The sequence below is a fragment of the Alkalimarinus alittae genome, from assembly GCF_026016465.1.
Lineage (GTDB): Bacteria > Pseudomonadota > Gammaproteobacteria > Pseudomonadales > Oleiphilaceae > Alkalimarinus > Alkalimarinus alittae.
Map to the genome: position 1 here is coordinate 93,352 of NZ_CP100390.1, position 13,970 is coordinate 107,321.

A 13,970-nucleotide genomic window follows, 5' to 3' on the forward strand; every position below is an offset into this window, starting at 1 on the left:
AATGGATGAAGTGATTCACATGACTGTAATGATTGATGTTCAGAATCTATCAAAGCAATTCACATTGCATAACCAAGGTGGGATTAATTTCACTGTATTGGATGACGTAAGTTTTAATGTCAGACGTGGCGAATGTGTTGCGCTACATGGCACATCAGGTAGTGGGAAAAGCACACTGATGCGCTCATTGTATGCTAACTACAAACCACAAACAGGGGCGATTTGGGTGCATAACGGCGTTCAAACAATTGATATTGCCAACGCAGAACCCCGGCAGATTATGCGACTAAGAGAGCATACGATCGGTTATGTTAGCCAGTTTCTGAGAGTGATACCCAGAGTGAGTACCTTAGATGTGGTAATGGAACCTTTACGAATGAAAGGGGCTGGGAGTGATGAAGCTGAAGCGCGAGCGGCTGCATTATTGAGACGACTAAATGTACCAGAGCGTCTTTGGGCGCTGGCGCCTTCGACGTTTTCAGGTGGTGAGCAGCAACGAGTGAATATTGCTCGAGGGTTTATTTCAGACTATCCGATATTACTGCTAGACGAACCAACGGCATCGCTGGATAGCAAAAATCGAGATGTTGTCGTTGAGATGATTTGTGAAGCAAAAAATAAAGGCACCGCGTTAGTTGGCATATTTCACGATGAAGAGGTGCGTTCAGAGGTAGCAAACCGTTTGATCGACCTGACTAATAGAACAGACGTAGAGTAAAGCACTATGAATAAGATGATATTAACCAATGCTTCTGTTGTGACCCCCACTGAAATGTTTAAGGGTACCGTTGTTGTTGGCGAAGATGGGATGATTGAAGACATTTCACAATCAACCTCTCAGGTAAAAGGGGCGATTGACTGTGAAGGTGATTTTTTGGTGCCAGGGCTGGTAGAACTTCATACGGATAATTTGGAAAAATATTTTACCCCAAGACCTGGTGTAACGTGGCCTTCACGCTCAGCGGTTGTGACCCACGATGCGCAGATAGTCGCATCGGGTATTACCACTGTGTTTGATGCATTATCGTTGGGGGATGTGGTTCATGGCAGTAGCCGCCTAAAAAACCTCGAAGATATGATAGGCGCTCTAAAATTAGCAGAAGATGAAAATGTTCATCGAGCTAACCACTACCTCCATCTTCGTTGCGAGGTGAGTTATGCCGGAGTCTTGGAGTTGTTTGATGCTCTGGTTGATCATCCAATGGTTCATCTCGTGTCGGTGATGGATCACTCACCTGGGCAGCGCCAATTTGTGAAAGAAGAGAAGTATCGAGAATATTATCAGGGTAAATATGGTTTTAGTGATGAGCAGTTAGTGGCGTTTATTCGTAAACAAAAGGAGGCGAGTGCCCTGTATAGTGCTTCATCACGTCACTCTATTGTAGATCGTTGCCACTTGAATGATATTCCACTTGCTAGTCATGATGATGCCACTATTGCTCATGCCGATGAGGCGCGAGACAACCGAATGACAGTAGCTGAATTTCCGACCACCGTTGAGGCCGCTAAAGCGTCTCATCAACATGGCCTGAGTGTTTTAATGGGGGCGCCTAATATCGTAAGAGGGGGGTCTCATTCCGGTAATGTTGCGGCTAAAGAACTGGCTGAAAACGGGGTGCTAGATATTCTTTCATCTGATTATTATCCCGCTAGCATGATGGATGCAGCATTCAAGCTAGCTAAGCTTGAAAATGGTTACGATCTACCCAAAGCGATTAAAACGGTTACTGATACACCTGCAAAATCAGTGGGGCTCAGTGATAGGGGGGCTATTGAAGTGGGTAAACGAGCAGATTTGGCTTGGGTCAAATCTGAGGGAGATCATCCTTTGATCAGGCATGTCTGGAATAAAGGCCTTAGGGTTTATTAATGCTAAGGTACCCATTAAATAATAATGATAAGTTAAAAAGCTAGGTTAATGGCGATGATAAATGAGCATGGAAGACTATTTTATCTGATGGGTGCATCGGGGTCAGGTAAGGATTCAATCTTATCGGGTTGCCGAGAGCGCCTTTCTAATGAGGGACTCTATCGGGACTTGCGTTGTTTTATAGCACACCGCTATATCACTCGAAGGCCTGAGTTACGAGGCGAGAATCATGTCTGGCTGAGTGACGAAGAGTTTAGTAGGCGAGTAGAAAGTCAAGCATTTTCAATGTATTGGAAGGCTAATAACTTTTCTTATGGTGTGGGTGTAGAGGTAGATAATTGGTTAGCCAATGGCATAAACGTTATTCTTAACGGGTCGAGAGGCTACTTACCCAGCGCAATGGAAAAATACTCAAATGCTATAGTGCCTGTACATATTCACGTTGACCCTAATGACTTGAGAGCCAGATTAATTAAGCGCGGTCGTGAATCGGCAGAAGAAATCGAAAAACGAATTGAACGAGCCAAAAAATTAAATGAAGGACTGGGCTCGTATGTGCAAACCATTGATAATAATGGTTCCTTGTCTGCAGCCGTTGACTCGTTCTTCGATATTATGAACACAGAGTGTTGCGGTGTCACCGCACTATAATGCGGGAGGTTGTTGCCAATGAACTTAAGATTTCAGGGTACGGGTGATGCTCGTCAGGTTCCCGTTTATGGCTGTGACTGTAAAAGCTGTTATTTAGCTAGAGTCGATAAGACTAAGCGACGCGGCCCTTCTGGCCTATTGCTTGAAACAGACAGTGTGACGTTATTATTAGATGCTGGGCAGACTGATTTGGCTGAGCGTTTCCCGCCTGATACGTTAACAGGTATTTTATTGACCCATTATCATATGGATCATGTTGCAGGGCTTTTTCACCTTCGGTGGGGGGTCAATACACAGATTCCTGTTTGGGGGCCTAATGATGAAAATGGCTGTGATGACCTTTTTAAACACCCTGGAATTCTTGATTTTAAGTCGCCCTTAGAAGCATTTAGCATGATTTCTTTTGGTCGACTTAATATTACTCCTATCCCACTTAACCATTCAAAACCTTGCCTAGGCTTCTGCGTGGAACATGAAGGTCAAAAATTTGCTTATCTGACAGATACCGTTGGTCTTCCAGACAACAGTCGAGATTTTTTAGCAGAGTGGAACGCAGATACTTTAATTATTGATTGCTCTCACCCGCCACAGAACTATGGTAGTGAGGTTGAAAAAGCGTTGAACCATAATGACTGGAGAATGGTTGAGTTGATTATTTCTCAGTTAAATCCTCGTCACACTTGGTTAACACATATCAGTCACGAAATGGATGAATGGTTGCTGAACAATAAACTGCCATTTGGTGTCTCCGTCGCTTATGATGATTTGACCCTTGAAATGTAATCATTAACGGGTCTGTTCTTCCTTCAAGGGAGGGGCGCTAGGTCGCTCATTATTGTAGATGATCTAACAACGTCTTGGGTTATTAGATATTTAGAAATGTGGTGGGATGAAAAGCAAAAAAAAGCGGTAAACATGACGCCGAACGTTAGTCATGTTTACCGCTATACGATAGGGCTAATATTGTAGGGAGGCCCTTATAAAAATCTTCGAAAGAAACGACATAAACGGCCTGAAGGTTTATGTCGTTTCTCTCTTTTGAAAAGATGAGTCTATAGTAAGAGGGGGTGGGGCGTACTGTAATCGTCCATAGGGCGTATTAAGGGCGTAAAATTTGTATTTGAACACATTAATGATGCTTTAGCGTGTATGAGCGTCAACGACTCGGTATGGGATTACCAGTTATCTGGGCGTTTGAACTTAAATAATAATGGGCTTTTATCGCCTGATTGTTGCCTGGGTTCTCCGTTATTATCCAACACAATGTAAATATGCTCGCCTGATCGAGCAATCCCTTCTGCTAACCCATAGCGGTCATTCTCAAATCTAAATTCGGGTGATTGTTCAGTCGCACGGTAGCTCCAGCAAACTTCAACAGTCCAGTTTTCATAGTCGCGGCGGCAAACCCTGAAGTAATTCCGCTCTAGGGTGTAGATCTTGGGTTGGCCCTGAGCATTTGTTTCTAGCCATAATCCAGTAAAGTCCGCATTTAAGGGACTAACGACCTCTTCATGGCTGATGAGCTTAAGTTTATTCATCGATGGAGGATGTGTTTTTTTAGTGATGCTCATTAAGCCCCTAGGTTCTCGTTCTAGTGCTACTAGTATGCGTGCTGAGTTGGCGGTAATGCCTTCAAACCCTGTGTTTAATGTGGTTGCGAAGCCTAGTCTTTGCACCCTAGACGTTAGACTCTGGGTGATCCAGCTAGGGTGGCCAGTAGGATCTATTTTGGCTATTGCTGTAAGAGATTCGCTAGCTAAATAGAGGGAACCGTCGATGTTGCAGTGAATGCCCTCCCAATCAAATCGCTTACTGGTCCATCTTAGAGCCCAGTCAATTAGGCGCACTTGCCAAGTTATGTTGTCAGGTAAATCAGTAAACGGTGAGATTTTTCTAAAGGTTTTTATCTGAGCGTGTGTTGAGCTTTTATCAGGTGCTGTATGTTGTGCTGATTTTGTGTTGTTTAGAGGAACAGAAAAAATGGTATGACTATGGCGGTCTGAGATCATCACTAAGTGTGAACCACAAAAAGAGAGACCTGAAGGTTGAAGATTGCTGACACCCGAAAGCGTCCAGTATTGTTCGAGTACCAACGAAGGTGTGTCGATCAGCTCTTTAGCCTCAATAGAATAGGTTGCTAAAGACAGTGCCAGAGCGAGTGCTTGATATAAGGGTAGGTCACGCATAATGGTTCCGGATCATAGGCTTATTCTTAAGCAGGTGAGCATAAATGTTATAATATTGTAATTCCTATATCTCTTTTAACGATAAGGAAGGCGTTTTTTAAACGATCATAATTTAACCAATTTCTTGACTAAAACACTCAAGTTCTCAAGACTAAGGAGGTACCTTAATAAAAACAATAGATAGAGGAAGTGGTTTTATGAGCTTAGGACATACTGTTGGGCTATTGACCCATCCCGATCAAGAGTGGGAAGCAATCCGTGAAGAGCATGAGTCTGTAAGTAAACTCTATCTCTCGCATCTCTTTATTTTAGCACTGTTGCCTGCTGTGGCGGCTTATTATGGCACAACTCAAGTGGGTTGGCAGGTAGGTGGCAGTGAAATCGTTAAACTAACGTCGAGTAGTGCTTTGCAGTTGTGTGCGCTGTTTTATTTGGCAACCTTGACGGGTATTTACATGATAGGTAGAGCTATCGACTTTTTTGCCACAACTTATGGGGTCGGAGAACACGAGCATAATGGCGTGATTTTGGCCGCTTATACGGCAACACCTTTGTTAGTGGTGGGCATTGTTGCTGTTTACCCAGTGTTATGGGTGAATATGTTGGCAGGTGTCGCGGCTGTCGCGTACTCGGTTTACCTTTTATATGAAGGGTTACCTATCTTGATGAAAATTCCAGAAGAGCGTGGTTTTATGTTCGCAACATCAGTGCTGACTGTAGGGCTTGTCATGCTGGTAGGGTTATTAGCCATCACTGTTATTGTTTGGAGTGTCGGTGTCGGACCTGTTTATGTGAGTTAATCGAGCTTACTAATACGTTAATGTTAGATTGAAGGCAGGCTATGCCTTCAATCGGCTACTGAATATTAGATCACTTATTCTCATATCGACTTAGATCAAACCATCCTGCGTTGATGGGTTCTTGATTTAAATAATCTTGATTCAACCAATCGTTAATGGCCCAGAACCGAGAGTCTGTTCGCCTAACTCCAAATTCTTGGATGAATGATTCTTCGTCTTCGGGGGTATGAATGGCGCTTAGTTGGTCGACAAAATCTGCCAGTCGAGCTTCATTTACGTGGAAATAAAAATTCGGGTAACTGCCTACATAGTAGGGTGTGACTGTGAGGGTATCGTTTTCAGGCTCTAATCGTGAATCTTCATCCAGTAGGTATGAAATATTAGAGTGAGCACGATTGTGAATCAGAGAGTAACTAATTGCTGACTCAGTCGTATTGGATGGCTCAATAATAAGATATACCAACTCAGGAATAATGTTTAACTGAGTTCCGGTTATGCTTGCCAACCGTTGTACTTCAGGAAAAACACGTTTTTCCACCCCTTCTAATTGGGTGGGCGTACAAGGCTTTTTATCACATCGGTTTAACCGGTCTGATAAGTCTAGCGGTGAGAGATGGTTCTCTATATAGCCTAGTAATTCTGTTTTGCTGTCTTCTGTTTGATAGGCAATTCGTGTTTCACGCTCTGAGCCTGCGAGCGGCTTATCGAAGTAGCTGATCATGGAATTGTGTGTGCCTTTATACCAGCTATCCCTGACAGGTTTACGTTGTGAAGAAGGTAGAAAATCGAGGAAATTATTTTCAGACTCCATCCTCAAATAATCCATATATAAACGCGTTGATAGCTGGTGACCTGCGTTGCCATAGACGTTAAAGCCCGCGACCAGAAGGTAATGAATACGCTCGAAAATAGGGTAATCGAGCACCCAAACAGTCTTGGGCTCGCGACCAACCAATCCCTTTACGACGGTTGCACTATCGTAGTGTCGAAAGATGGTAAGCGCTGCGTTATCGTTGGCAACAGGGTTGTTGCTTGCGTCTAAAAGGTTGGTATTGCGGCCACTCCAAATGTTATCTAGGCTATTTTCTATGCCGCTTTTATACCGAGCATCTAAGTATTTATTTTTAGCCTTGCGATAGTCTTTTTGTGCATTGGCAAAGCGAAACCATATATCAATAGGGCTTAGTGTGTCTTCGCTGGCAGCGGGTAGGCGGAGGTTTTCTGCTTGCTGTGTAATAAAGCCTGTGTCATTACTAATTGTGTCACTTTCAGGGTTTAAAAATAGCGTCCAGAACTGATCATCAATCACATTTAGGGCGATTTGGCCTCGACAGACAGGCCCTTTAATAAACCCACCGATGAAGTATTGGGCCTCGTCCAACAGAAAGGTGTACCTTGATTTTGCAGGGATTGCCGCAAATGTCGTAAAAGGGTTTGATGCTTGCTCTGGGTCGTAAGAGGGGAGCGACTCAACGGTATAATTTGGCGCTAAAAACAGGTGTTTAAAGCGATTCATTCGCGCGTCATTTAGCGCATACACGAGATGCGTTTTATCTACAATCGTTGATTTGACCGGGCGTAAGCGGTAGTAGACCTGGTCAACCCCAGGAGGGTCATAAGGGCGAACGGTCGGTATTTCTTCAATAGCTTTTCCTGGTGGCGTGTAAGACCTCACGAGTCGGAAGAACTCACGTTTAGGGTTTGTATCAAAACGGATATGGCCAAGAAACAAGTGTTCGTAAATATAGCGTGAGACAAGTTGTTGTTTTAATGACGGGGTATTGAAGAAGGCTTCCCATTCGATAACTGCTTGATGCGCTTGTTTAGAAATGGACGGTAGCGGGTCAAATTTTGCGCCTTCAGCGAGCCATTGGTTAATGGTTGAAAGCTCTTTCGTATTTAAACCGGGTAGACCAAAGGGCATTCCCCATAGCGGTTTTTGCGTTTCGTAGTAATCGAACTCTTCAATGGTTGGGCATTGTTGGCTTCGGTCTAGGCTAAGGTCAAAGGTGTCAGGGAGAGGTTTAGGTGTGCCGCCGTGATCTGATAATGGGTTTATAAACTTTTGATTAAGCACGCGAAACAATAGCGACCCCATTAGGTCGGCTTCAGCACTTTCTATGCGCTCATTCAGAATGGGGTAAAACCCTTTATCACGCCACTCTTGGGTGGTCTTCGCATCTATGAACAGGCGAGTAGGGTCGGCTGAAGAGAGCCGTGCCGCTTCATAAACTCGGGCTTTACTGGCGCCTCTATCAATCCCCTCATAAGACGTTAGCTTTTGTTGGCAAGGCGCATCATTACATGCGTGACAGGCTACGCAGCGAGAGTCGAGTATAGGCTTAACATCGTGGATAAAGGAGACGTGACCACGTTTTGCTCGCCCTTGAAACTCGCTCCAATCAATATTTCGGTCTGTTACTTCAGCACTGCCATAAAGCTCGTCGTAGTCAGTAGTATATATACTGCTACATCCGGCAACGATAAGGAGCAATAAAGTGGCGATACAACCATAGCGAGAAAGTGAACGAATCAGCATAAGGTATCAATGTCTTTGTATATGCAGGTCAACCTGCTTTCATCGAATGTCATCTATTTTACTATCTGTTCTCATACCGGTTTAGGTCAAACCACCCCGATCTAATGGGTTCTTGCTTTAAATAGTCTTCGTTAACCCAATCATTAATAGCCCAGAACCGTGGATCTGTTCTTCTTATACCAAAACGTTGAACAAATGCTGTTTCATCTTCAGGTGTTTGAATCGCGACCAATTGGTCTACAAAATCAGTTAATTGGCTTTCGTTTACATTGTAATAGAAGTTCGGGTAACTGCCGACATAGTAGGGTGTGACCGTCAGCGTATCATTTTCGGGTTCTAATCTAGCGTCTTCGTCTAGTAAATATGAAACATTAGAGTGAGCACGATTGTGAATCAACGAGTAGCTAACGGCTGATTCATCTTTATTAGAGGGCTCAACTCTTAGATAGGCTAGCTCAGGGATCGGGTTTAATTGAGTTCCCGTTATGCTCGCTAGTCGCTGAATTTCTGGGAGAATGCGCTTTTCAAAAGCGGGTAAATGGTTAGGTATACAGGCCTTTGTATCACAACGATTTATCGGGTCAGATAGATCTAGACTTGATAAGTGGCCTTGCATATAACCTAGCAATTCAGTTTTACTATTATCTGTTCGATACGTTACTCGTGTTTTTCGTTCTGTTCCTGTGAATTGTCTATCGAAGTAGTTTCTCACTCTGATTTTAGTGCCTTTATACCAGCTATTTCTTATCGGTTTTCGTTGTGCTATTGGTAGAAAATCGAGAAAGTTATTTTCAGACTCCATTCTCAAATAATCCATATATCGACGGGTCGATAGCTGATGACCGGCATTGCCATACACGTTAAAGCCTGCGACCAGCAAATAATGGATTCGTTCAAAAAGAGGGTAGTCGAGCACCCAAACGGTTTTGGGCTCACTGCCAATTAGCCCTTTTACGACGGTGGCGCTGTCATAATGACGGAATATAGTGAGGGCGGCATTATCATTTGCCAACGCGTTATTATCGGCGTCTTTCAAGTTATTGTTGCTGCCACTCCAAATACTCTCTAGGCTATTTTCTATACCGTTAGTATATTGAGCGTCTAAGTACTTCTCTTTAGCCTCACGGTAGGTCTTTTGGCCCTCGGCATACTTAATCCATATATCGTAAAAGCGTAAAGAGCCTTCACTAGCAGCAGGAAGGCGAAGGTTGTTTGCTTGCTGCGCAATAAAGGCGGTGTCTTTGCTAATAGCGCTTTTATCAGGGTCTAAAAATAGTGCCCAGAACTGGTCATCAATCACATTCAGAGCGACTTGGCCGCGACAAACTGGCCCTTTAATAAACCCGCTAATGAAATACTGGGCTTCGTCTAGTAGAAAAATGTATCTTGATCTTGCGGGAATAGCCGCAAAGGTTATGAACGGGTTTGATGCTTGTGTGGTGTCGTAAGAAGGCAGTGAATCAACCGTATATTCTGGCTCGATAAAGAGCGTTTTAAAGCGCTTCATACGATCATCACTAAGCTCGTAGACTAAGTGTGTTTTATCCACAATCGTTGACGTGATGGGGCGTAAGCGGTAGTAAAATTGCTCAACACCTGGGTGGTCATAAGGGCGAACGGTAGGTATTTCATTAATACTTTTTCCAGGAGGCGTATAAGACCTTACTAGCTTGAAAAACTCACGACCAGGGCTGCTATTGAAGCGGAGGTTACCAAGAAAAAGGTGCTCGTAAATATAGCGTGAAGCAAGCTGTTGCTTTAATGATGGCGTGTTGAGAAAGGCTTCCCATTCCGTCACCGCTTTTTGCGCCTGCTCTGAAACGGGCGGTACTGGGTCAAATTTTGCGCCTTCAGCAAGCCACTGGCTTACTGTTGAAAACTCAGCGGAGCTTAAGCCTGGAAGGCCAAACGGCATACCCCAAAGTGGGTTTTGTTTCTCGTAGTGGTCAAACTCTTCGATAGTTGGGCATTGCTGGCTTCGGTCTAGGCTAAGATCAAATGTCTCTGGGAGCGGCTGAGGCGTGCCGCCGTGATCAGGAAGAGGGTTAGCCATTTTTTGATTAAGCACACGAAATAATAACGAGCCCATTTGGTCTGCATCTGTAGTTTGAGTGCGCTCATTCAGAATCGGATAAAACCCCTTGTCACGCCACCCTTGAGTACTTTTTGCATCGATGAATAGCCGCGTAGGGTCTGCTGAGGTCAGCCGAGCTGCGTCATAAACCATCGCTTTACTGGCACCTCGGTCAATGCCCTCAGAAGATGTTAATTTTTGTTGGCAAGGGGCATCATTGCATGCGTGACAAGCTATACAGCGAGCATCGAGAATAGGTTTAACATCGTTTACAAAGGATAACTTGCCTTGCTGAGTCCTCACTTTAGACTCATCGGCGCTAATTTCACGCTCTTGCACTTCGGCAGGGCCAAACATCTGATCATAGTTTGTTTTGTATCCGAATGCGCAGCCCGTAACGACAAGGGCGGTTATAATAATCAGTAAAAAGGAGCGAGAAAGTTGATTGGTTAGCATAAGATATTATCGACGAATATTAGCCTAAGGTTGTTGAATTATAGAGTAAAACGATAGTCAGTCAATCATGGGTAGAGCGGCAGTTGAATACGTTTTACCTGAATTTAATGCATGCAGCTGAGGTGGTGCTTGCAGATTTAATTAATAAGAAAATTAATAATCGGGTAGAATGCGACGCTTAACATCCCTTAAATTTATAAACGTACTGACTAATGAATTACAACGCTATACAAGACGCCTTTTTTAAACTTAAAAGTAATAGACTATTTGAATTATTCGTTATATTTATCATTATTGTCTCAGCGCTTGAGATCGGTGCTAAAACCTATCAGCTACCTGACACTGCTGTTACCTTTACCCAATTTTTAGACCTGTTCATCACGCTTTTCTTTTTGGTTGAGATCACCATTCGTTTTATTGCTGAACCTGAGAAGAAGCAGTTTTTTAAAAGTGGTTGGAATATCTTTGATACATTGGTGGTGGTGATCAGTTTAATCCCCATCAGTGATTCTGAAATGGCGCTGCTTGCACGTCTGGTTAGGGTGTTCCGTGTGTTGAGAATGGTTTCGGTCATTCCGGAACTGCGGATTCTGATCAACTCATTAATCAAAGCACTACCCCAGCTAGGGTATGTTATGTTGCTGATGTTTATCATTTTTTACATCTACGCAGCTATTGGTAGTTTCTTATTTAATACGATCAATCCTGTGTTGTGGGGCAATATCGCGATCTCAATGTTAACGCTGTTTAGGGTCATGACGTTTGAAGATTGGACTGATGTTCAATATGAAACCATGGAAGTTTATCCGTATAGCTGGATTTTCTATCTCTCTTTTATCTTCTTTACCGCCTTTGCTTTCTTAAATATGGTGATTGGCATAGTGGTCAATGTCATGGAAGAAGAGCATGCTAAAGCGCGAGCAGAAGAGCATGAAGGCGAGCCAACGATTGTTGACCTTCATAGTGAGATAAAAGAGCTAAAACAGATGATCGTGGAGCTGCAAAAGAAACAGTGATTTAGCGTAAACACACGAGTTCGCTTATTTAGATTGAAGCCCATAACAAGGTGCATATTATTGCTGCACACTTGCTATGGGCTTTTTGTTACAGCGCTGCCTGCCGTAGCGTGGCCGCTGCCGACATCATGTTTTTAAGCGCGGGTACAACTTCTTCCCATTTTCGGGTTTTTAACCCGCAGTCCGGGTTGACCCATAAGCGGTCAGCGGGCACACGCTGGGCGGCTTTGTTCATTAGTTCCACTATTGCCTGCTCGCTGGGAATATTCGGCGAGTGGATGTCATACACCCCGGGCCCAATTTCATTGGGGTACTTAAAGTGGTCAAAGACATCTAATAGCTCCATGTCTGAACGCGACGTTTCAATGGTGATCACGTCTGCATCCATGTGGGCAATGGACTCAATAATGTCATTGAACTCGGAATAACACATATGCGTGTGAATCTGCGTGTCATCGGCAACGCCATTGGCGGTGATTCTGAAACTCTCAACAGCCCAATCAAGATAATGTTGCCATTGTGCACGTCTTAACGGTAAGCCTTCACGCAAGGCGGCTTCATCAATTTGAATAATTCTAACGCCCGCTTTTTCAAGGTCTTGTACTTCTTCACGAATCGCCAGTGCCAGTTGAAGGCAGGTGTCTTTACGCGGTTGATCGTCTCGTACAAATGACCAGTTTAGAATGGTCACAGGCCCTGTCAGCATGCCTTTCATTGGTTTTTGGGTGAGTGACTGAGCGTACTGTGTCCACTTCACGGTCATGGGTTTAGGCCGCGTGATATCACCCAATATAATCGGTGGTTTAACGCAACGTGAGCCATAAGACTGCACCCATGCAAACTGGGTAAACACAAAGCCACCTAACTGCTCGCCAAAGTACTCAACCATGTCATTACGTTCGGCTTCTCCGTGCACTAACACATCGAGTCCTAAGGCTTCTTGTTGCTCAATGCTGTAGCGTATCTCTTTTTCAATCAGAGTTTGGTATTCATCTTCTGTTAGGTTGCCCTGCCGAAGGGCTTGTCTGACTTTACGTATTTCAGGCGTCTGCGGGAAAGACCCTATCGTGGTGGTGGGGAAGGCGGGCAGTTTTAGCTTACTGCGTTGTTTTTCTGCTCTTACCTTATAGTGACTGTTACGTTCCCCCAATGTGGTTGTAATGTTCGATATGGCATTTTTGACCTCGGCTTTATGCACTCGTGTAGAGTTTTTTCTGCTGGCAATAGCAGCGGCATTCTCGGCTAGCGCATCGGCTACTGAATCACGACCGTGGTTGATCGCCTGGGCCAATAGCCTGATTTCTTCTAGCTTTTGTAGCGCAAATGACAACCATGATGTAGTTTCGCTATCGAGTTTTTGCTCTTTATTCAAATCAACAGGCACATGCAATAGAGAGCATGAGGGAGCCAACCATAATCGGTCTTTCAGTCTGGCGGCCACAGGTTCTAACCAATCAAGCAGGCTGTTGAGGTCTGCTTTCCAAATATTACGACCATTCACAACGCCGAGTGATAATATTTTGTGAGTGGGGAGCCAGTCAACGAGCCTAGGGACTTCATCGCGCGCATTTACGGCATCCAAATGTAAGCCTGCTACCGGTAACTCACAAGCTAGCTGTAGGTTTTCTTGTAGTTGGCCAAAATAGGTGGTGAGTAATAACTTGATAGGCGCACTTTTTAAATGATGATAAGCCTGATGGAAGGCGTATACCCAATCTCGGTCGAGCTCGGTGACTAAAATCGGCTCATCGATCTGAACCCATTCAACCCCTTGCTGACTCAATACATTAAGGAGTTCGCCATACACGGGCAAAAGGCGTTCAAGTAGGTCTAGTTTTGAAGCGCTGTCTTTTTCTTTGCATAACCAAAGATAAGTCACAGGCCCGATAATAACGGGTTTTACCTGAGGGTGAGTGGCTTGCGCTTCCAAGATTTGATCTAACAAACGTGAGGCATCTAAGCTGAAGTCAGTGTCAGCGGTGACTTCTGGCACTATATAATGGTAATTAGTATCAAACCACTTGGTCATTTCACCTGCTTGTACACACTGGCAGTCACTTTCATGCCCTGAGCGGCCACGAGCGACGCGGAAGTATTGATCTAGTGTGTTGGCTTCTTTTGCCTGTGCGCGCTCAGGTACGTTGCCCAAGGTAAAGCTCATATCTAATACTTGGTCGTACAATGAAAAATCACCCACGGGTACATAATTCAGATTGCTTTGCTGCTGCAGGTGAGTCTGGCGTAATCGTTTTGCCGTCTCATTCAATGCGTCGTATGACGCTTGTTTATTCCAATAAGCTTCTAGTGCAAATTTAAGTTCCCTGTTTGCCCCAATACGAGGAAAGCCAAGGTTGTGTGTAATGGCCATGATCTGTCTC

General features: G+C 44.3%; 10 protein-coding genes. 6 read left to right on the top strand and 4 right to left on the bottom strand.

The features are described 5' to 3' along the window. The first annotated feature begins 19 nt into the window (after positions 1–19). From phnL to phnP, 4 genes are read left to right on the top strand one after another with little or no spacing between them, the layout of a single operon-like run. Complete coding sequence (phnL, locus tag NKI27_RS00430; RefSeq protein ID WP_265047730.1) at positions 20–718, top strand: phosphonate C-P lyase system protein PhnL; 699 nt, start codon at positions 20–22, stop codon at positions 716–718. Positions 719–724: 6 nt separating this feature from the next. Beyond that, positions 725–1,870 carry an alpha-D-ribose 1-methylphosphonate 5-triphosphate diphosphatase gene (locus tag NKI27_RS00435; protein WP_265047731.1) on the top strand — a complete coding sequence of 382 codons (1,146 nt, stop codon included), beginning with the start codon at positions 725–727 and terminating at the stop codon, positions 1,868–1,870. Positions 1,871–1,918: 48 nt separating this feature from the next. Continuing rightward, positions 1,919–2,521: a ribose 1,5-bisphosphokinase gene (phnN, locus tag NKI27_RS00440; protein WP_265047732.1), complete on the top strand. Its 603-nt coding sequence runs from the start codon at positions 1,919–1,921 to the stop codon at positions 2,519–2,521. Between the two features lie 18 nt (positions 2,522–2,539). After that, positions 2,540–3,304, top strand: coding sequence for a phosphonate metabolism protein PhnP (gene phnP / locus NKI27_RS00445; protein ID WP_265047733.1), 765 nt, complete (start codon positions 2,540–2,542; stop codon positions 3,302–3,304). A 392-nt stretch (positions 3,305–3,696) separates the two neighbouring features. Here phnP and NKI27_RS00450 read toward each other — a convergent pair whose 3' ends face one another. After that, positions 3,697–4,707, bottom strand: a complete 1,011-nt coding sequence (locus tag NKI27_RS00450) for an esterase-like activity of phytase family protein (RefSeq protein WP_265047734.1) — start codon at positions 4,705–4,707, stop codon at positions 3,697–3,699. 197 nt (positions 4,708–4,904) lie between these two features. On the opposite strand from NKI27_RS00450, the gene NKI27_RS00455 reads away from it, so the two are divergent. After that, positions 4,905–5,507 (top strand): Yip1 family protein, encoded by a 603-nt coding sequence (locus NKI27_RS00455; protein WP_265047735.1) that lies wholly within the window; start codon positions 4,905–4,907, stop codon positions 5,505–5,507. A gap of 70 nt (positions 5,508–5,577) precedes the next feature. Here NKI27_RS00455 and NKI27_RS00460 read toward each other — a convergent pair whose 3' ends face one another. Beyond that, the gene (locus tag NKI27_RS00460; protein WP_265047736.1) at positions 5,578–8,046 is read right to left on the bottom strand and encodes a fatty acid cis/trans isomerase; all 2,469 of its coding nucleotides are present in this window, start codon (positions 8,044–8,046) and stop codon (positions 5,578–5,580) included. A gap of 61 nt (positions 8,047–8,107) precedes the next feature. Next, positions 8,108–10,576, bottom strand: a complete 2,469-nt coding sequence (locus NKI27_RS00465) for a fatty acid cis/trans isomerase (RefSeq protein ID WP_265047737.1) — start codon at positions 10,574–10,576, stop codon at positions 8,108–8,110. A gap of 212 nt (positions 10,577–10,788) precedes the next feature. On the opposite strand from NKI27_RS00465, the gene NKI27_RS00470 reads away from it, so the two are divergent. Beyond that, a complete protein-coding gene (locus NKI27_RS00470; protein WP_265047738.1) occupies positions 10,789–11,592 on the top strand; it encodes an ion transporter in 804 nt (267 codons plus the stop codon). An 88-nt stretch (positions 11,593–11,680) separates the two neighbouring features. Here the strand turns inward: NKI27_RS00470 and metE are convergent, their stop codons facing one another. After that, positions 11,681–13,960 (bottom strand): 5-methyltetrahydropteroyltriglutamate--homocysteine S-methyltransferase, encoded by a 2,280-nt coding sequence (gene metE, locus NKI27_RS00475; protein ID WP_265047739.1) that lies wholly within the window; start codon positions 13,958–13,960, stop codon positions 11,681–11,683. Positions 13,961–13,970: the final 10 nt, after the last annotated feature.

What these genes read in the sequence shown, in the direction of transcription:
- phnP (WP_265047733.1), top strand. Translation starts at nt 2,540, where the DNA reads ATGAACTTAAGATTTCAGGGTACGGGTGATGCTCGTCAGGTTCCCGTT.
- NKI27_RS00450 (WP_265047734.1), bottom strand. Translation starts at nt 4,707, where the DNA reads ATGCGTGACCTACCCTTATATCAAGCACTCGCTCTGGCACTGTCTTTA.
- NKI27_RS00435 (WP_265047731.1), top strand. Translation starts at nt 725, where the DNA reads ATGAATAAGATGATATTAACCAATGCTTCTGTTGTGACCCCCACTGAA.
- NKI27_RS00460 (WP_265047736.1), bottom strand. Translation starts at nt 8,046, where the DNA reads ATGCTGATTCGTTCACTTTCTCGCTATGGTTGTATCGCCACTTTATTG.
- metE (WP_265047739.1), bottom strand. Translation starts at nt 13,960, where the DNA reads ATGGCCATTACACACAACCTTGGCTTTCCTCGTATTGGGGCAAACAGG.
- NKI27_RS00465 (WP_265047737.1), bottom strand. Translation starts at nt 10,576, where the DNA reads ATGCTAACCAATCAACTTTCTCGCTCCTTTTTACTGATTATTATAACC.
- phnN (WP_265047732.1), top strand. Translation starts at nt 1,919, where the DNA reads ATGGCGATGATAAATGAGCATGGAAGACTATTTTATCTGATGGGTGCA.
- phnL (WP_265047730.1), top strand. Translation starts at nt 20, where the DNA reads ATGACTGTAATGATTGATGTTCAGAATCTATCAAAGCAATTCACATTG.
- NKI27_RS00470 (WP_265047738.1), top strand. Translation starts at nt 10,789, where the DNA reads ATGAATTACAACGCTATACAAGACGCCTTTTTTAAACTTAAAAGTAAT.
- NKI27_RS00455 (WP_265047735.1), top strand. Translation starts at nt 4,905, where the DNA reads ATGAGCTTAGGACATACTGTTGGGCTATTGACCCATCCCGATCAAGAG.